Genomic DNA, 16,662 nt, shown 5'->3' with positions numbered 1-16,662 from the left:
CCTATGGCGCGTTTGCTGAACCGCTGGTGACCAGCGATATCGTATTGAAACCCGCGCGGTTCAACTCGCCCATCACAGCCATCACCCTGCCGTAATCGAGCTGGCGGTCGGCGCGCAGGGTCACCAGCGGCGGCTCCCCGGCAACGCTGGCCATCACCGAGTCGAGCGCATCGGGCAGACCGCCGCGCTCCACCGGCACATCATCGATATAGATGAAGCCGGCCTCATCGATTGCGATGGTCACCTGATCGGGTTCCTGATCCAGCGGATTGGCCCGGCTTTCGGGCAATTCCACCGGGACGCCGCTGGCCAGTAGCGGGGCAGTGACCATGAAGATGATCAGCAGCACCAGCATCACGTCCACAAACGGGGTGACGTTGATTTCCGCCATCGGTGCGCGGCGGCTGGAGCGCCCGCGCCGGGAAGAGGCGTGCAGACCCATCGCCATCAGCTGTTTTCCATCTCGCGGCCAATGTTGGCATGCACACGGTCGGCAAAGCGCTGCAGACGGGCTTCAAAGCCGTTCACAACGTTGGAGAAACGGTTGTAGGCGATCACTGCGGGAATGGCGGCGAACAGGCCGATGGCGGTGGCGAACAGCGCCTCCGAAATGCCCGGCGCCACCACGGCGAGCGAGCTGTTCTGCTGCATGCCGATCTGGAAGAAGCTGTTCATGATGCCCCAGACGGTGCCGAACAGGCCGATGAAGGGCGCGACCGATCCGGTGGTCGCAAGGAAATTCAGCCGCTCCGCCAGCTTGTCTGCCTCAACCGCGGCCTGACCTTCCATCGCCTGCGCAATGCGGCCCATCGCGGCAGGGCGATCCTTCAGCCCTGACTTGGTCGAGCGGCGCAGTTCGGAAAGTCCTGCGGCAGCCACGCGGCCCGATGCATTGTCTGCCTTGGCGCGCGAAATCAGGTTCTCTGGCTCGTCAGAGGTCCAGAATTCCTGCTCGAATTTGGCTGACGAGCGCTTGAGCCGCCCGATCCGCAGCGAGAAGGAAAAAATGATCGTCCACACCCAGACGGAGGCCAGCACGAGGCCAAGAATCACCAGCCGGACGACAATATCGGCATCAAGAAACAGTTGCAGCGGATCAAGCCGCGTGGGGGCAATTGCACTGCCGGCAGCAAGGAGATCGAGCGTGGTCATGCATTATCTTTCGCAAAGAATTGATCGAAGGCAGCGCGCCAGCCATCGGGCTGGCGGCGCGGACGGCCGGTGGGGGAAACAAAGCCGACACGAATATTGATTTGCACCAGCAGATCCTCCCCCCGCAGAACATCCTGCGCCAAACGCACGCTGGCGGCCCGCAGTTCCACACATCGCGTTTGAACGACAAGTGAATCATCCAGCCGGGCGGGCGCGAAATAGCGAATATTGGCCTCTGCCACGGCATAGTTGCCCTCACCCGCATCCGCCGCCGCGCGCTGGTCTATCCCCAGCAGGCGCAACAGGCTGGACCGGGCCCGTTCGCAGAATTTCAGATAGTTGGCGTGATAAACCACGCCGGACAGGTCCGTGTCTTCATAATAGACACGCACCGGAAACAGGTGCTGCTGGCCACGAAAGCAGCCATCATCGGGTTGCGGATACTTTTCCATCTCCGCTGGCCGCATTAGCGGCGGGCGGAGTCATGCGGCAAGCGGCAATTGCCCTGCCCACCACTTCCCGGGGGCTGATTCAGCCCGAAATCATCCGGCCCAGCGGCCTGCCGCCAAACAGGTGCACATGCAGATGCGGCACTTCCTGCCCGCCGTTTGCGCCCACATTGGCCAGCAGGCGATAGCCCGGCTGCACCAGGTCCAGATCGCGCGCCACCGTGGCCACCGCGCGGATGAAACCGGCAATTTCCCGGTCGGAGGCCGTGGCGGCAAAATCGTCCCAGCTGACATAGGCGCCCTTGGGGATCACCAGCACATGGACCGGCGCCTGCGGGGCAATATCGTGAAAGGCGAGCGCATGCTCATCCTCGAACACCTTGTTGCAGGTAATCTCCCCGCGCAGGATTTTCGCAAAGATATTCGCCGGATCGTAAGGCTGCGTGGGATCGATCGCCATCACTCGCTCCGTGATGCCTTTTCCGCCAGTCCCGACACCCCTTCGCGGCGTTCAAGCTCGGCGCGGACATCGGCCAGAGACAGGCCGCGGGCATTCAGCGCCACCAGCAGGTGGAAGATGATGTCGGCTGCCTCGCCCACCAGATCCTCGTCACTGCCGGAAAGCAGCGCGATGGCGGCTTCAACGCCTTCCTCACCCAGCTTGCGGGCGATGACCGGCAGGCCGCGCGCATTGAGGCTGGCGACATAGCTATCCTTGGGCGCGGCGGTGATGCGCTCAGCGATCACGGCTTCGAGATGGGTCAGTATATCCATGCTGGCGGGATGCGAGCTAGCCGCGCCGCAGTCAAGACAGACAGTCAAGACGCCCTACTGATCGGCGCCATCGTCCTTGTCGCGCTTCACCGCGAAACGGCGGCCGATGATCAGGCCTGCCAGACCCAGTGCGAACAAGGTGAGGCTCGATCCTTCGGGAACCTGCGCGCTGCCACTGGCAGCTGCCGCAGGCGCGCTGACGAGTACCAGGCACAGGGCCAGAACAAGGAGGATACGGGCAAGCATGCGAGTGCCCCTCTGCCCCGCGCCGCCCTGACGCAATCGGCAGTGTGTTAACGTCCCGCGATGGCACCGATGCCGCTAAAAGTCCTAGCTGCGTGCGGGCAGGCCCGCGGCACGCAAGGCTGCATGCGCCTCGGCAATGGAATGCGTGCCGAAGTGGAAGATCGACGCCGCCAATACCGCGCTGGCATGGCCCTGCGTCACGCCTTCCACCAGATGCTGCAAATTGCCCACCCCGCCACTGGCGATCACCGGCACGGAGACCGCATCGGCGATGGTGCGGGTGAGCTTGAGGTCATAGCCGCGCTGCGTGCCGTCGCCGTCCATCGATGTGACCAGCAGCTCGCCCGCGCCAAGTTCGGCCATGCGGATGGCGTGTTCCACCGCATCAATGCCAGTTTCGCGCCGGCCGCCATGGGTGAAGATTTCCCAGTGATCGTGCACCCAGCGCGCATCGACGCTGGCGACCACGCACTGGCTGCCCATCTTCTCGGCAATTTCGCCGATCACTTCGGGACGAGTAACGGCGGCGGAATTGACTGCCACCTTGTCCGCGCCCGCCAGCAGCAGCGCGCGCGCGTCCTCTACCGTGCGCACGCCGCCGCCCACGGTAACGGGCATGAAGCACACTTCCGCCGTGCGCCGGACGATATCCAGCAGCGTGCCGCGCCCTTCGTGGCTGGCGGAGATATCCAGAAAACACAGCTCATCCGCACCGGCGGCATCATAGGCCTGCGCCTGCTCCACCGGATCTCCAGCATCCTTGAGGTCTACGAAATTGACGCCCTTGACCACGCGGCCATCGGCCACGTCGAGACAGGGGATCACGCGGATGCGGACGGTCACAGGATCGACACCAGAAACAGCGGCAAGGCGCGCGCGCCCATCAGCAGGGCCACGATCAGCACTGCCATCATCAGAAAATACACCCACGGATGCTCATCCAGTGTGATCGTCTTGCCGAAATAGTTGAACCGCCGGTCCCGCGCGCCGGTGAACACCGAATACAGCGCATAGAGCATCACGCCGGCCAAGATGATTGCGCCAAGATATGCCATTATGCCCGCTTCCTCATGCTCTTTGCGCCATGGCGATCGCTGTTGCCAGGTCCAGCCGCCCTTCAAACAATGCGCGGCCGGTAATCACCCCTTCGATCCCGTCATTGGCATGAAGCGCCAGCATGCGGATATCATCCAGCCCCTTCACGCCGCCGCTGGCGATAACCGGAATATCCACGCTGCGCGCCAGATCCACCGTGGCCTCTACGTTGCAGCCCTTCAGCATGCCGTCGCGGCCAATGTCGGTGAACAGCAGGCTGGCAACGCCGGCATCTTCAAAGCGGCGGGCCATATCGACCACGGGCACGTTGGACACTTCGGCCCAGCCCTCGGTCGCCACCATGCCATCGCGCGCATCAACGGCGACAACGATGCCATCTTCCCATTCGCGCGCCATGGCCTTGACGAAATCGGGGTCCTTCAGTGCTGCCGTGCCCATCACCACGCGGGCAACGCCAAGGTTGAACCAGCCCTCCACGGCCTCAGGCGTACGAATGCCGCCGCCCAGTTGCACGTATCCGGGAAAAGTCTCGATAATCGCTTCCACGGCCTCACGGTTTTCCGCCCGCCCGGCAAAGCTGCCGTCCAGATCGACCACGTGCAGGTGCTGCGCGCCCGCCTCGGCAAAGATCAGCGACTGCGCGGCGGGATTGTCACCATAGACGGTGGCGCGGTTCATATCGCCTTCGGCAAGACGCACGACCTGGCCGCCTTTCAGATCGATGGCAGGGAAAACGATCATTGCGGGTCCCATTCAAGAAAGCGGGCGAGCAGTGCCAGCCCGTATGCCTGGCTTTTTTCCGGGTGGAATTGCACGCCCAGCAAGTTGTCTCGCGCCACTGCGGCCACGATGCCGCCGCCGTGATCGGTCATGGCAGCCACGTGATGGCCGTCATCGGGCACGAAGTGATAGGAATGGAGGAAATAGGCCTCGCCCTCCTCGATCAGGTCCGCCGCACCCTTGTGCGCGGTCAGGGCGACATCGTTCCACCCCATATGCGGCACCTTGATGCGCGGATCGGTGCGTTCGATCCGTTTCACGTCACCAGGAATCCAGCCCAGACCCGGCGTTTCGCCATGTTCCAGACCGCGCGTGGCGAGCAATTGCATGCCCACGCAAATGCCCAGGAACGGCACGCCGCCGCGGATCACCCGCTCCTCCAGCGCCTCGACCATGCCGGGAATGGACCACAGGCCGTTCCTGCATGCCGAGAAAGCGCCCACGCCGGGCAGCACGATGCGCCGCGCACCGCGCACGATATCGGGATCGGCGGTAACGGCGATATGCCCGGCCCCCGCAGCTTTCAGCGCATTATGGACCGAGTGCAGATTGCCAGCGCCGTAATCGATCAGCGCAATTGCTTCAGACATATTGGTTTTGCGCACGCCCATCCGGGCGCGCGGTCCTCACTTTGCGGGCAGGCCAGCTGCCCCCGTTGCGGGCGGCCGGTCGGCCTTGCGACTGCAGGGCAGCCGGTTGGTAATACCTAGCCACCCAGCTGCCCCTTGGTGCTCGGCACCGCGCCGCCCTTGCGCGCATCAAGCTCCACTGCCTGACGCATGGCGCGGGCAAAGCCCTTGAAGATGGCTTCGCAGATGTGGTGGTTGTTCTGGCCATACAGGATCTGGATATGCAGCGTGATCCCGGCAGCCTGCGCCACCGAATGAAACCAGTGGTCGATCAGTTCGGTATCCAGCTCGCCCAGCTTTTCCTGCGTGAAACGTGCTTTCCACACCAGAAATGGCCGGCCGGAGATATCCAGCACAACGCGGGCCAGCGTTTCGTCCATGGGCGAATGCGCTTCACCATATCGGCCGATTCCGGCCTTGTCGCCCATCGCCTGAGCCAGCGCCTGGCCCAGCGCAATGGCGCTGTCTTCGGTGGTGTGATGCTGGTCCACATGCAGGTCACCGTTGACCTTCAGGGTGACATCTATCAGCGAATGGCGCGAAAACTGCTCCACCATATGATCGAGAAACCCGATCCCGGTGGATATGTCATACGCCCCCGTCCCATCGAGATTCACCTCGACGAGAATGTCGGTTTCGGCTGTTTTTCGCTCTATACGGCCTGTTCTCATGCAAAATGCCTATAGGCTGCGGGCCGTCTTTCGCAAGTAATCGCAGTGGATCAACTTGCCTTTGCGGCTTGACCAAGCGCCTTTCGATAGTCACCTAGCGGCAGTTATGAGCGACGATACGCCCGAAAGCCTGATCCCCTATGACGAGATCGTGCAGGAGGCCCTGCGCGCCGTAGTCGGCCGTGTGCTGGGTGAAGTGGAGCGTACGGGCGGCGTGCTGCCCGGCGATCACCATTTCTACATCACCTTCAAGACCGGCGCGCCGGGGGTAACCATCCGCAAGGATCTGCGCGAGCGGTTCCCCGATGAGATGACCATCGTCCTGCAGAACAAGTTCTGGGACCTGAACGTGACCGATCACGGCTTTTCCGTAGGCCTCAGCTTCAACCAGCGTCCGGCAGACCTGGTGATTCCCTTCGCCGCGATCACTGCATTTGTTGATCCGGCGGTCGATTTCGGCCTGCAATTCCAGGCCGCGGCCAGCGATATCGAACCCACCGATCATGACGAGCCTGAAAATGACGGCGGTGAAATCGTCGAAGACAAGCCCGATGGCGCCACTGCGGAAGACGGGTCCAACGTCGTGACGGTCGATTTCGGCCGGAAGAAGTAGGCGCGGTCGGCATGGTCCTGCGCAGCACAAGGCGAAAAGCAGGGCGCGGTGCCGCCGCCAGAACCGATACCATCAATCGTGATGAGACGGATCAGGCCGCAACGGTTCCCGGCCTGACTGCCAATCCGGCCACCAATCTGTTGATGGCCGATATCGTGATGCGCGCGGGCTCCTATGTCCTGCGCCGGTTTGTGGAACGCAGCTTCCTCAAGGGCCGCTATGGCACCGATGCAGCCCGCCAGATTGTCCGCAACAAATCGCTGTCCAGCACGCTGACATCGGTGGTGATCGCCAGGGTGGCCACGCGCTCTGTTCCCGGGGCAGCGCTGGTGGGCACCGGCATATTGGCAAAAACGCTGTATGAGCGCGGCAAGCGCCGCCGCGATGCGCGCATGCAGGGTAATAACGAGCTGCTTGATCGCACCGATACTTGATCAAACAGGCCCGCTTGCGGCAAGAGCGCATATGGCCGATTTCAAAAACCTCGCCCGCCGCGGGCTGATGTTCATCCTTTCCTCGCCGTCGGGCGCTGGCAAGACCACCATTGCAAAGAAGCTGCTGGCGCAAGTCGATGGGCTTGGCATGTCGGTGTCTGTCACCACCCGCCCGATCAGGCCGGGCGAAGTCGAGGGCAAGGACTACCACTTTGTCGACCGGGATACCTTCAGCCAGATGGTCGAGAACGGCGAGTTCCTGGAATGGGCGGAGGTGTTCGGCAATTGCTACGGCACGCCCAAGGCGCAGATCAAGGCTGGGCTGAAAGCGGGGCAGGATTACCTGTTCGATATCGACTGGCAGGGCACGCAGCAGCTGTACCAGCGGATGGAAGTGGATGTGGTGCGCGTATTCCTGCTGCCCCCCAGCATTGCCGAACTGGAAGATCGCCTGCGCTCTCGCGGGACCGACAGTGACGAGGTCATCCGCAGCCGGATGGACCGCGCCAAGGCCGAGATCAGCCATTGGGACGGCTATGACTATGTGGTCATCAATGACGACATAGAGAGCTGCTACGACAGCGTGCTGCACATATTGGAAGCCGAACGACTGCGCCGCGCACGCCAGACCGGACTGGTCGATTTTACCCGCAAGCTGATGGCTTAAAGGCCAGCATTAGAATCCGGCGTTAGAATCCGACGCTAAAATCCGGTACTCCACCGCAGGGCCAGGCCGCCATCGTCAGCCGTGCGGGCAAAATGGCCGGGGTCCTTGCGATAGAACAGGCTGGCGGTGGCATTGCCCAGCAGCAACGGCCCGCTCCACGCAATCTCCGCATCCAGCTCGCGTCCGCTGGGGGCCAGCGACAGGCTCCTGATGCCGTATTGTGCGGTCAGCGTCTCATAATCATAGGAGACCGGCAGGCTGAGGTTGAGCTGGCCATGTTCCACCCGCAGCGGCTGCGACAGGCGGATGGCCAGCGTATCTCCTGCGCTCAGCAGATTGCGCCGTGACAGGTCCAGCGCAAAGGCGCGGCTGGTCAGCTGAGAGCCGGGGCCCATGCTGCCGCCCATGCGAGCCTGCGTCCAGCCCTGGCGAATCTGACCGCCCAGCCGCCAGTTGTCCGCCAGTTGCCAGCCTGCGGAAAAGTCCACGAACAGGCTGTCTGCCCCGGCCAGCGCAAAACCTTCATGCAGGTGAGCGCCAAGGAAGGTCCGCTCCTCCCCCATCCAGTCCACGCCGAGCGCGGTTTCCAGATTGCCGAAGCGGCGATCGAACGACAGGCCTGCCCCCGCCACCGGCTGCTCGGCCCGGTAGCCGCGCATCTGTGCCGCGCGGCGCACCACCGCGCTGCTAAAGGACTTGCCGCTCTCGGCGCTGAGCGTGAGGCCCCATCCGCCAAGGTCCTGCCGAAGCGCGAAGGAGACATCGCTGCTGCGCGAGATGCCCGCATCGCCATTGCTCGATCCGGCGATCATGAATGCCGGTCCCTGGCGGGCCTGCAACTGGGAGACCAGTCCGTCCGCGCCCTGTGCATAGGCAAAACCAAACTGCGTGTTCTTGGCAATCTGCAATGTCGCCCTTGCGGCCAGCACGCGCGCCTGCGTCTCATCCTGCGGCGACAGGTCCAGCCTGCCCATGCGCAGCGGCCCATTACCGCGCGCATCGATGGAAAAGGCGACTGAACCGCGCTCATTACCGGCGGACAAATAGCGCTGCTGGCTGCCCAGCGCATCATGCAAGGGGCTGCGCAGGGCGGCGTTGCGCAATGTTCCGGCCAGATCGGTGGCATAGGCGCGGTCATATTCGTCAGTGATCACGGTGGGCAGTGATGCCGCGCTCAGCGCATCGCCCATGGCAGGGGACGCGGTGCCGCTGACATCCGCCAGCGCAATGGCGCTGACAGAGCCAGCCAGCGAGGTGGTGCCGATCGGCTGGAAGGCCGCGTTGATATCCAGAATACCCCGGCCATAAACGGCATCATCGCCTGTTGCCCCGGCATCGAATGCCGTGCGCAGGAGAATCTCGGCAATCTGCTGCCCGGTCAGATTGGGGAAGGCCTGTGCCAGCAGGGCCGCCGCGCCCGCCACTTGCGGGGAGGCAAAGCTGGTGCCGGAGTAGAGATAGACGAAGCCCTCGCTATCAACATAGAGCGTGCCATTGTCATAGGTGCAGCAAACGGCCTCCCCCCTGGCGGCGAGGTAGAACTGCGTGTCGGTTCCGGGCAGGTTGGAAAAATCCGACATCTGGTAATTTTCATCAACCGATCCCACCACGATCAGGCCGGAATTGCCCGCGCCGATCATCTGCCTGGCGAAATCATCCAGCTGGGCAAAGCCATCATTACCCGCCGCGATCACCACCAGCACGCCGGCGCTGGTTGCATCGCGCACTGACTGCTGAAGCGCGGCATTGGCTCCCCCCTCACCGCCCAGCGAGATGTTGATGATGCTGGCGCCATTGGCCACGGCATAGTCGATCGCCCTGGCGATGTCGGAATCGAGGAAGCCGCAGGTGGTGGCCGGGTCCTGCGGATTATCGCCTGCGCATGTCCCTGGCTCATCGGCCCTGATTGCCAGCAGGTTTGCGCCCCAGGCGATGCCCAGCACGCCGGTGTTATCGCGCGCGGCGGCGGCGACCATGGCGACATTGGTGCCGTGGTCGTCAGGACCGGACAGCGCATCGCGGCTGTCATACATATCCTTCGAAGTCGGCAGGATTCGTCCGGCAAATTCGGGGCTGTCGCTGTCTATGCCGGTGTCGATCACGGCAATGGTCACCCCGGCGCCATTGCTTCCGGCGTCCCATGCGGCATGGGCATTGTGTTGCTTCGGCCCGTCCGAACGGCGAAATTCGGCAGTGTTGTACAAGGTCGGCACGCTGATCTGGTTGAACCCGGATGGGGCGGGCGTGGGCGAAGGTGTTGGCGTTGGCGCTGGGGTTGGCGTCGGGGTCGGGGTCGGCGCGACCGGCGGTGCGACCACGGTGGTGCCGCTGCCACCGCCGCACGCAGCCAGCATGGTCACACCGGCAATCGTCAGACCGCGTCCGAAAGTCGCTGCAAATCCCGATTTGTGCTTCATGCCGACCTTTCCTGCGCTCGCACAACTTATGCGGACACATTCCTAATTCGCGCTGAACATGCGACTCCGCAGTTTCAATTGCAACGTTCTGCATCACACTTGCCCGCCGCGTCCATGCAAGCTAGCGGCGCTGGAACAGGATTTATTGCAGGGGAGATGGCCATGAGCGCCGATCTGGAAAATGCCATCGAACAGGCGTGGAATGCACGCGAGACCGTCACCACCGCCAGCCATGACGTGCGCGAACATGTCAACGCAGCGCTGGCCCTGCTCGACAGCGGCCAGGCCCGCGTTGCGCAGCCCGATGGCAATGGCGGCTGGCAGGTCAACCAGTGGCTGAAGAAGGCCGTGCTGCTATCCTTCCGCCTCAATGACAATACGGTTGTGGACTATGGCGCGGCGGGCGCTCCCGGCTTTGACAAGGTGCCCAGCAAGTTTGCCGGCTGGGATGCGAACCGCTTCCGCGATGCGGGCTTCCGCGTGGTGCCCGGCGCTGTGGCGCGGCAGGGCAGCTTCATCGGCAAGAATGTGGTGCTGATGCCCAGCTTCGTGAACATCGGCGCCTATGTCGATGAAGGAACGATGATCGATACGTGGGCCACGGTCGGCTCCTGCGCGCAGATCGGCAAGAATGTGCATATCTCCGGCGGCGCGGGTATTGGCGGCGTGCTGGAGCCATTGCAGGCAGGCCCGGTGGTGATCGAGGACGGTGCCTTCATCGGTGCCCGCAGCGAAGTGGCCGAAGGCGTGCGCGTGGGCCAGGGCGCTGTGCTGTCCATGGGCGTCTATCTGGGCGCATCGACCAAGATCGTCGATCGCGCCACGGGCGAAGTGCACCGCGGCGTAGTGCCTCCCTATGCAGTGGTCGTGCCCGGCGCGATGCCCGGCAAGCCGCTGCCCGATGGCTCTCCCGGTCCCTCGCTCTATTGCGCGGTGATCGTGAAAACCGTGGATGCGCAGACCCGGTCTAAAACCGGCATCAACGAGCTGCTCAGGGACTGAAACGGGCCGAATACCGTATAAGGTCCATGCCCCCAAAGCGGAACATCGCGCCTTCCCAACCGTAGAATCTGCAAGCAAATCGCAGAAATACGAAAGGGAAAACGCCATGAAACGCCAGGGAAACGAAGTCCGTATCGAGACCAATGAAGCGCGCGGCGGCTCGACCCCGCACGTGGTGCGCTGGGTGTTGGCCGCCAGCATGACGCTGGCGGTGATCGGCCTGTCCGCCGTGTGGATCATCCCCGCACTGAGCTGATGCACCGGTCGGGAGCGGCCGTCGTTGGCCTATCCCGCCGGTGTTTCAATAGGCGGCATGCCCGCCTGGCTGGCGGCATAGGCTTCCGCCGCGCGCATCACCCGCATCATGTTGCGGCTGGCGATCTTTTCCAGATCATTTTGTGAATAGCCGCGCCGGGCCAGTTCGGTGAACAGCGCGGGATAGCCGGAGACATCCTCCATCCCGGCAACCAGGCTGGGCCAGCCATCATAATCTCCGCCCACGCCGATGTGATCGATGCCGATCCTGCCGCGCAGGTAATCGATGTGGTCCGCCACTTCGGCAACAGAGGCGACCGGTTCGGGATGGTCCCGCAACCACTCCGCCATCGCCTGCGCAACCTTGCCCGGTTGCCCCTGCCACAGCCATTGCTGACGCGCGGTTTCGGCCGCCTGATCGGCAAGCCAGATGTTGCGCGTGGTGCTGACAAAGCCGCCGACAAAAGTGACCATCACGATACCGCCATTAACGGGCACCAGATCGAGCACATTGTCAGGCACATTGCGCGATTCCTGCGTCACGCTGCGGGCATTGGAATGGCTGAAGATGATCGGCGCGCGCGATTCCTCCAGCGCGTCCAGCATCGTCCCCTCGCTGACGTGGGCAAGATCGACGAGCATCCCCAGCCTGTTCATCTCGCGCACCACCTGCCTGCCGAAATCGGTCAGCCCGTCATGCGCGGGATCTTCATCCGCGCTATCCGCCCACTGCGTGTTTCGCGAATGGGTCAGCGTCACATAGCGCACGCCCAGCTCATCGAACTGGCGCAGCACGGCCAGGCTGTTGTTGATCATGTGCCCGCCTTCAACGCCCAGCAGGGAAGCGATCTTCCCCTCGGCCATTGCCGCCTCGACCTGGTCTGCCGTCAGCGCCAGCGCCATGGCATCGGCATTTTGGGCGATCAGCCGCTTGGTCACGTCAATCTGCTCGATCGCTGCCTGCACGGCCTCTGGTCCCGGTGTTGAGGCAGAGGTGAAGATGGACCAGAATTGCGCGCCGACATGACCTTGCCGAAGGCGCAGCAGGTCGGTGTTCATCATGCTGCCGCCGCCGTCCCCGGTGGAGCGCGTATCGGTGAAGTCGAACTCGGCAATCACATTGCCATAACGCCAGCGCAACTGGCCCGGCGTATCGTTGTGGCCATCCCACACCGGCGCAGCATCAAGCGCGGCTGCGGCGGTTTCTTCTGCGGTACGGGCATTGGCGGAACACGAAAGGCAGAGCGCCGCGAGAGCTGGCAGGGCATATTTCATCGGGAGCCTATCCTGTGTTTCCGATCGTCCCATTGCAGCTGGCAGCCGGCAGGAGGATCCGTGTTCATCGCCAGACAATACAAAACCGGCGGCCCTGTGGAAAGGACCGCCGGTCTTGTGTCTTGTACTTATCCGTTGGAGCGAATCAGAAAACGATGCTGGCTCCAACACCGCCGCCGACGGCATCTTCCGAGAAGCCGACGTTGGCGCCCAGACCGAAGCCACCTTCGGTGACGAACTGAGCGCGGACAGAGCCGGCATATTCGCCTTCAAAGGTACCGGCACCAAAGGCGATACCGCCCTGACCCGGCTCCAGGTTCATCGGAGCGGCATTCATGGCGAAGCCCATGGCCACACCCTGGAATGCCTGCTTGGAGCGATATTCCAGATTGCCTATGCGGCTATCGATCACATCGATGCGGGCATTCAGCGTGTTCACCGCGCTGGTGAGCTGGCCGAAGGTTGCCACATCGCTGGCAGCCACACCGTTCGAGACGCCCGTGATACGGCCATTGGCGCCGTTGAGGGTGATCGAACCGGCACTGACATTGCCATTGACGGTGACGATATCGCCATCGGTGGTGGTGATGTTACCATCCGAGGAGATATTGCCGCCTACCGCAAGGTCTGCACCGATCGTGGCGCCGCCGGTCACTGCCAGCGTACCTGCATTGACACTACCGGTGGTCGAGATCGTTCCCGAACCGGCATTGATCGAAGCGCCATTGGTGACGATGCCGCCATTGGCCGACGTGAGACCAGTGACGGTCAGCGTGCCAGCCATGGTGGAATTGCCAGCCACGGCAAGGTCAGCGCCGATGGTGGCATTGCCCGTGAGCGTGGCGTTGGTGGCAAACACGTCGCCGCCTGCAATCACATCGTTGACGGCGATCACATTGTTGAGCGCGCGCAGGTTGTTACCGGCGGTAACGTTGTTCCCGGCAGTCACGTTCACTGCTGCGTTTACGTTGTTGCCGGCATTCACATCGACGTCAGCGTTGACATCGTTGCCAGCGTTCACGTCGTTACCGGCGTTCACATCAACACCAGCATCCACGTCATTGACGGCGATCACGTTGTTGAGCGCCCGCACGTTGTTACCTGCGGTGATGTTGTTGCCAGCGGTCATGTTCACCGCAGCGTTCACGTTGTTGCCCGCGTTCACGTCGACCGCAGCGTTCACGTCATTGCCTGCATTCACATCGACATCGGCGTTCACATCATTGCCAGCGTTCACGTCGTTACCGGCGTTCACATCGACACCAGCATCCACGTCATTGACGGCGATCACGTTGTTGAGCGCCCGCACGTTGTTGCCTGCGGTGATGTTGTTGCCAGCGGTCATGTTCACCGCAGCGTTCACGTTGTTGCCTGCGTTCACGTCGACCGCAGCGTTCACGTCATTGCCCGCATTCACGTCGACCGCAGCGTTCACGTCGTTACCGGCGTTCACATCGACATCGGCGTTCACATCGTTGCCAGCGTTCACGTCATTGCCGGCGTTCACATCCACGCCAATTTCGGCGTTGTTCACGGCGATCACGTCATTGAGTGCGCGCAGATTGTTGCCAGCGGTAATGTTGTTGCCAGCGGTCATGTTGACCACTGCGTTGACATTGTTGCCGGCGTTCACATCGACAACGGCATTCACGTCATTGCCAGCGTTCAGGTCGTTACCGGCGTTCACGTCGACGACTGCGTTCACGTCATTGCCAGCGTTCAGGTCGTTTCCGGCATTCACATCGACGACTGCGTTCACGTCATTGCCAGCGTTCAGGTCGTTGCCTGCGGTGACATCGGCAACCGCGTTCACATCGTTGCCAGCATTCACATCGTTACCGGCGTTCACATCCACGCCAATTTCGGCGTTGTTCACGGCGATCACGTCATTGAGTGCGCGCAGATTGTTGCCAGCGGTAATGTTGTTGCCGGCGGCAACGTTGTTACCCGCAGTCATGTTGACCGCTGCGTTGACATTGTTGCCTGCGTTCACGTCGACAACGGCGTTCAGATCATTGCCCGCATTCACATCATTTCCGGCGTTCACATCCACGCCCGCAGACAAATCGACCACGGCGTCAACATTTTCGCCCTGTACGGTTGCCTGCGAGATGACCGAGCCATTCACGAGCACGTTATTGCCGACCACCACGGTATCCGTGACATAGGCGCTGGTGCCAACGAACAGATCGTTGGATGCCGCCACGTTGACCGCATTCACGTCACCGGTGAAGGTGCCGTTACCGGCATCATCCAGAGTGAAGGTGGTGCCGTTGACGGAATCGCTGACAGTCACGCCATCGTTGTTGACCACAACATTGGTTGAGGTGGTGCCACCGTGCAGGATGAGGTCGTCATTGGTGACCTCGATATAGCTGCCACCAGCCGCATTGTCGGCGTCGATTGTCAGCACGCCACCCACGCCCGACAGGCTGTTGGTTGCGATATTGCCGGTGTTGTTGATGCCGTTGGAGTTGCTGGCACCCGTCACGTTCAGATCGCCGCCCACGTTGGCGTTGTTGGTGATGTTGGCGTCATTGCCGGCGACCAGATTGTTGGTTGCACTGACATTGTTGCCTGCCGTCACATCAGTCGTGAAAGTGCCATTGGTGCCAGACACGTCGCCCGATGCGACCAGATTGGTGGCATTGACATCTCCGCCTGCATTCACGTCATTCACGGCGTTCACATCGTTGCCGGCATTGACGTCGACATCGGCGTTGACGTCATTGGCAGCGTTCACGTCATTGTCGGCGTTCACGTCGTTACCGGCATTGACATCGACATCGGCGTTGACGTCATTGCCTGCGTTCACGTCGTTACCGGCGTTCACGTCCACCACTGCGGACACATCGACAAGAGCGTCAACATTCTGGCCCTGGACCGTATTCTGGACGATGGCCGAACCATCGACGAGGACGTTCTGGCCCACCTGGACGCTGTTGGTCACATAGGCGCTGCTGCCAACAAACAGATCGTTGCCAGCACTCACATTGCCCGTCGTAGTGACAGAGCTGCCGCTCACGGCGCCGGTTGCACTGACAGTGGTCGCACTCACGGTGCCAAAGCTGCCCGATGCACCCGAAACGGTACCGATGGCCTGAACATTGGCACCCTGGACCAGATTGCCAGCGATAACATTGACGCCAGCGTTCACATCGTTGACCGCGTTGACATCGTCGCCCGCGTTCACGTCATTGGCGGCATACACAATGTTCTGTGCGTTCAAGTTGAGGGCATTGACGTCACCACCTTGGGTGAAGATGCTGCCGCTGCCGGTTTCGATATTGGCGCCGTTGGTATCAAGAGTGCCGCCGTTGTTGGGGCTGTCGCCAGCCGGGCTGGTCACTTCGACGGTCTGACCGCCAATCGTAACAATCTGCGCTTGGGCAGGAGCAGCAAAGGCAATTGCGGACAGTGCTGTACCGCAAAGTATCGATTTTCTGACGCTATTCATTTCAATCTCCAATACAAAAAGACACAGACCCTCGCTGGCTGGATTGCGTGATCCCACACCTTATTTTTCAACTGCTCTCATGCGGAAGCGCGTGCCCCAAAGCACCACGTCACCACAATCCGGCTGCTAGTTAACGATTGGTCTAGTCTCCCCCTGTTCCCCAGTTGCCTGCTTCAATAAGGCAAATCAACATAGTTCAAATCGAATCATATCATGAACCTGCTGTTATCCTCTAACTTTATCGTTCGGGTACGAGAGTCAAGGTTGGAGGGCAGAGAAGTCTTGAATCAAAACAGTTTGTTGCGATGGTGCTAACCAAGGCTTTGGCTCTGGGAAGAGGTCATCCTGAATTCAGGGTAAATGGGAATGGTAAACATGCGTAAAATAGGTGGCTTTGGAATTGCGCTGGCGGCATTTGGCCTGATGACTGCATTTCCTGCCCAGGCGGAAGGATTTGTGAACACACGCGGCGGCTGGCTGGCGCTGACACCCGAAGCGAAGGCGGCGTATGTGCAGGGCCTCAATGACAGCCTGAACTATTTCTTCGTCGACGATTCCCTGACCGAGGCACTGGCCAAGCGCGGGCGCACCCGCTGCCTGATCGAACAGCGGGTGAATGCTGCCGTTCTGGCCGCGCAGATCACCGCAGCCTATGATCAGGAACAATATGCGCGCTTCTCCCCGGTCGCAGTCTATATCCTGCAGATCGGGGATCTGTGCCGCCCCTACATCAACCGCGAACGGCAGGAATTCGGACTGGGGCCGCAATAGGCGCAAGGGAGGAT

At 61.8% G+C, this 16,662-nt stretch carries 20 protein-coding genes; 6 read left to right on the top strand and 14 right to left on the bottom strand.

Annotation, left to right across the window (positions count from 1 at the left end; genetic code table 11):
- Position 1: 1 nt before the first annotated feature.
- The 11 genes from GRI32_RS02360 to hisB form a co-directional block, all read right to left on the bottom strand.
- Complete coding sequence (locus GRI32_RS02360) at positions 2 to 448, bottom strand: ExbD/TolR family protein (protein ID WP_160589500.1); 447 nt, start codon at positions 446 to 448, stop codon at positions 2 to 4.
- A complete protein-coding gene (tolQ, locus tag GRI32_RS02355; protein WP_160589499.1) occupies positions 448 to 1,152 on the bottom strand; it encodes a protein TolQ in 705 nt (234 codons plus the stop codon). Before tolQ ends, GRI32_RS02360 begins: the two co-directional genes overlap by 1 nt.
- On the bottom strand, positions 1,149 to 1,604 hold the full coding sequence (locus GRI32_RS02350; protein WP_160589498.1) for a YbgC/FadM family acyl-CoA thioesterase: 456 nt from the start codon (positions 1,602 to 1,604) through the stop codon (positions 1,149 to 1,151). The genes tolQ and GRI32_RS02350 overlap by 4 nt, the downstream gene beginning before the upstream one ends.
- Before the next feature lie 79 nt (positions 1,605 to 1,683).
- Positions 1,684 to 2,061: a histidine triad nucleotide-binding protein gene (locus GRI32_RS02345; protein ID WP_160589497.1), complete on the bottom strand. Its 378-nt coding sequence runs from the start codon at positions 2,059 to 2,061 to the stop codon at positions 1,684 to 1,686.
- Positions 2,061 to 2,375: a phosphoribosyl-ATP diphosphatase gene (locus tag GRI32_RS02340; protein WP_160589496.1), complete on the bottom strand. Its 315-nt coding sequence runs from the start codon at positions 2,373 to 2,375 to the stop codon at positions 2,061 to 2,063. Before GRI32_RS02340 ends, GRI32_RS02345 begins: the two co-directional genes overlap by 1 nt.
- A gap of 54 nt (positions 2,376 to 2,429) precedes the next feature.
- Positions 2,430 to 2,621, bottom strand: coding sequence for a PEP-CTERM sorting domain-containing protein (locus GRI32_RS02335; RefSeq protein ID WP_160589495.1), 192 nt, complete (start codon positions 2,619 to 2,621; stop codon positions 2,430 to 2,432).
- 84 nt (positions 2,622 to 2,705) lie between these two features.
- Positions 2,706 to 3,464, bottom strand: coding sequence for an imidazole glycerol phosphate synthase subunit HisF (gene hisF, locus GRI32_RS02330; protein ID WP_160589494.1), 759 nt, complete (start codon positions 3,462 to 3,464; stop codon positions 2,706 to 2,708).
- Positions 3,461 to 3,676, bottom strand: coding sequence for a hypothetical protein (locus GRI32_RS02325; RefSeq protein WP_160589493.1), 216 nt, complete (start codon positions 3,674 to 3,676; stop codon positions 3,461 to 3,463). The genes hisF and GRI32_RS02325 overlap by 4 nt, the downstream gene beginning before the upstream one ends.
- 13 nt (positions 3,677 to 3,689) lie before the next feature.
- Positions 3,690 to 4,418, bottom strand: a complete 729-nt coding sequence (gene hisA, locus GRI32_RS02320; protein ID WP_160589492.1) for a 1-(5-phosphoribosyl)-5-[(5-phosphoribosylamino)methylideneamino]imidazole-4-carboxamide isomerase — start codon at positions 4,416 to 4,418, stop codon at positions 3,690 to 3,692.
- Positions 4,415 to 5,047 (bottom strand): imidazole glycerol phosphate synthase subunit HisH, encoded by a 633-nt coding sequence (hisH, locus tag GRI32_RS02315; protein ID WP_160589491.1) that lies wholly within the window; start codon positions 5,045 to 5,047, stop codon positions 4,415 to 4,417. Before hisH ends, hisA begins: the two co-directional genes overlap by 4 nt.
- Before the next feature lie 116 nt (positions 5,048 to 5,163).
- A complete protein-coding gene (hisB, locus tag GRI32_RS02310) occupies positions 5,164 to 5,757 on the bottom strand; it encodes an imidazoleglycerol-phosphate dehydratase HisB (RefSeq protein WP_160589490.1) in 594 nt (197 codons plus the stop codon).
- Between the two features lie 106 nt (positions 5,758 to 5,863).
- Between hisB and GRI32_RS02305 the strand changes: the two genes are divergently transcribed.
- From GRI32_RS02305 to gmk, 3 genes are read left to right on the top strand one after another with little or no spacing between them, the layout of a single operon-like run.
- Entirely contained in the window at positions 5,864 to 6,370 is a 507-nt protein-coding gene (locus tag GRI32_RS02305; RefSeq protein ID WP_160589489.1) for an SspB family protein, read from the top strand.
- 11 nt (positions 6,371 to 6,381) lie between these two features.
- Positions 6,382 to 6,804 carry a hypothetical protein gene (locus tag GRI32_RS02300; protein WP_160589488.1) on the top strand — a complete coding sequence of 141 codons (423 nt, stop codon included), beginning with the start codon at positions 6,382 to 6,384 and terminating at the stop codon, positions 6,802 to 6,804.
- 31 nt (positions 6,805 to 6,835) lie between these two features.
- On the top strand, positions 6,836 to 7,471 hold the full coding sequence (gene gmk / locus GRI32_RS02295; protein ID WP_237437321.1) for a guanylate kinase: 636 nt from the start codon (positions 6,836 to 6,838) through the stop codon (positions 7,469 to 7,471).
- A 35-nt stretch (positions 7,472 to 7,506) separates the two neighbouring features.
- Here the strand turns inward: gmk and GRI32_RS02290 are convergent, their stop codons facing one another.
- Positions 7,507 to 9,888, bottom strand: a complete 2,382-nt coding sequence (locus GRI32_RS02290; protein ID WP_237437320.1) for a S8 family peptidase — start codon at positions 9,886 to 9,888, stop codon at positions 7,507 to 7,509.
- Positions 9,889 to 10,050: 162 nt separating this feature from the next.
- Here GRI32_RS02290 and dapD point away from each other — a divergent pair, with 162 nt between their 5' ends.
- The gene (gene dapD / locus GRI32_RS02285; RefSeq protein WP_160589487.1) at positions 10,051 to 10,890 is read left to right on the top strand and encodes a 2,3,4,5-tetrahydropyridine-2,6-dicarboxylate N-succinyltransferase; all 840 of its coding nucleotides are present in this window, start codon (positions 10,051 to 10,053) and stop codon (positions 10,888 to 10,890) included.
- A gap of 106 nt (positions 10,891 to 10,996) precedes the next feature.
- On the top strand, positions 10,997 to 11,146 hold the full coding sequence (locus tag GRI32_RS10660; RefSeq protein ID WP_202385896.1) for a hypothetical protein: 150 nt from the start codon (positions 10,997 to 10,999) through the stop codon (positions 11,144 to 11,146).
- A gap of 29 nt (positions 11,147 to 11,175) precedes the next feature.
- Here the strand turns inward: GRI32_RS10660 and GRI32_RS02280 are convergent, their stop codons facing one another.
- Positions 11,176 to 12,420 (bottom strand): dipeptidase, encoded by a 1,245-nt coding sequence (locus tag GRI32_RS02280; protein WP_160589486.1) that lies wholly within the window; start codon positions 12,418 to 12,420, stop codon positions 11,176 to 11,178.
- A 145-nt stretch (positions 12,421 to 12,565) separates the two neighbouring features.
- Positions 12,566 to 15,877: a beta strand repeat-containing protein gene (locus tag GRI32_RS02275; RefSeq protein ID WP_160589485.1), complete on the bottom strand. Its 3,312-nt coding sequence runs from the start codon at positions 15,875 to 15,877 to the stop codon at positions 12,566 to 12,568.
- A 423-nt stretch (positions 15,878 to 16,300) separates the two neighbouring features.
- On the opposite strand from GRI32_RS02275, the gene GRI32_RS02270 reads away from it, so the two are divergent.
- Positions 16,301 to 16,648: a hypothetical protein gene (locus GRI32_RS02270; protein WP_237437319.1), complete on the top strand. Its 348-nt coding sequence runs from the start codon at positions 16,301 to 16,303 to the stop codon at positions 16,646 to 16,648.
- The last annotated feature ends 14 nt before the right edge of the window (positions 16,649 to 16,662 follow it).

The organism is Alteraurantiacibacter aestuarii (assembly GCF_009827405.1).
Lineage (GTDB): Bacteria > Pseudomonadota > Alphaproteobacteria > Sphingomonadales > Sphingomonadaceae > Alteraurantiacibacter > Alteraurantiacibacter aestuarii.
This window is presented reverse-complemented; position numbering and strand designations above follow the sequence as displayed.

Excerpts from the sequence above, each read along its gene's own strand:
- hisA (WP_160589492.1), bottom strand. The coding sequence starts at position 4,418 with ATGATCGTTTTCCCTGCCATCGATCTGAAAGGCGGCCAGGTCGTGCGT.
- GRI32_RS02345 (WP_160589497.1), bottom strand. The coding sequence starts at position 2,061 with ATGGCGATCGATCCCACGCAGCCTTACGATCCGGCGAATATCTTTGCG.
- GRI32_RS02325 (WP_160589493.1), bottom strand. The coding sequence starts at position 3,676 with ATGGCATATCTTGGCGCAATCATCTTGGCCGGCGTGATGCTCTATGCG.
- gmk (WP_237437321.1), top strand. The coding sequence starts at position 6,836 with ATGGCCGATTTCAAAAACCTCGCCCGCCGCGGGCTGATGTTCATCCTT.
- tolQ (WP_160589499.1), bottom strand. The coding sequence starts at position 1,152 with ATGACCACGCTCGATCTCCTTGCTGCCGGCAGTGCAATTGCCCCCACG.
- GRI32_RS02270 (WP_237437319.1), top strand. The coding sequence starts at position 16,301 with ATGACTGCATTTCCTGCCCAGGCGGAAGGATTTGTGAACACACGCGGC.
- GRI32_RS02280 (WP_160589486.1), bottom strand. The coding sequence starts at position 12,420 with ATGAAATATGCCCTGCCAGCTCTCGCGGCGCTCTGCCTTTCGTGTTCC.
- GRI32_RS02300 (WP_160589488.1), top strand. The coding sequence starts at position 6,382 with ATGGTCCTGCGCAGCACAAGGCGAAAAGCAGGGCGCGGTGCCGCCGCC.
- hisB (WP_160589490.1), bottom strand. The coding sequence starts at position 5,757 with ATGAGAACAGGCCGTATAGAGCGAAAAACAGCCGAAACCGACATTCTC.
- hisH (WP_160589491.1), bottom strand. The coding sequence starts at position 5,047 with ATGTCTGAAGCAATTGCGCTGATCGATTACGGCGCTGGCAATCTGCAC.
- GRI32_RS10660 (WP_202385896.1), top strand. The coding sequence starts at position 10,997 with ATGAAACGCCAGGGAAACGAAGTCCGTATCGAGACCAATGAAGCGCGC.
- GRI32_RS02360 (WP_160589500.1), bottom strand. The coding sequence starts at position 448 with ATGGCGATGGGTCTGCACGCCTCTTCCCGGCGCGGGCGCTCCAGCCGC.
- GRI32_RS02350 (WP_160589498.1), bottom strand. The coding sequence starts at position 1,604 with ATGGAAAAGTATCCGCAACCCGATGATGGCTGCTTTCGTGGCCAGCAG.
- GRI32_RS02340 (WP_160589496.1), bottom strand. The coding sequence starts at position 2,375 with ATGGATATACTGACCCATCTCGAAGCCGTGATCGCTGAGCGCATCACC.
- GRI32_RS02335 (WP_160589495.1), bottom strand. The coding sequence starts at position 2,621 with ATGCTTGCCCGTATCCTCCTTGTTCTGGCCCTGTGCCTGGTACTCGTC.
- GRI32_RS02275 (WP_160589485.1), bottom strand. The coding sequence starts at position 15,877 with ATGAATAGCGTCAGAAAATCGATACTTTGCGGTACAGCACTGTCCGCA.
- GRI32_RS02305 (WP_160589489.1), top strand. The coding sequence starts at position 5,864 with ATGAGCGACGATACGCCCGAAAGCCTGATCCCCTATGACGAGATCGTG.
- GRI32_RS02290 (WP_237437320.1), bottom strand. The coding sequence starts at position 9,888 with ATGAAGCACAAATCGGGATTTGCAGCGACTTTCGGACGCGGTCTGACG.
- dapD (WP_160589487.1), top strand. The coding sequence starts at position 10,051 with ATGAGCGCCGATCTGGAAAATGCCATCGAACAGGCGTGGAATGCACGC.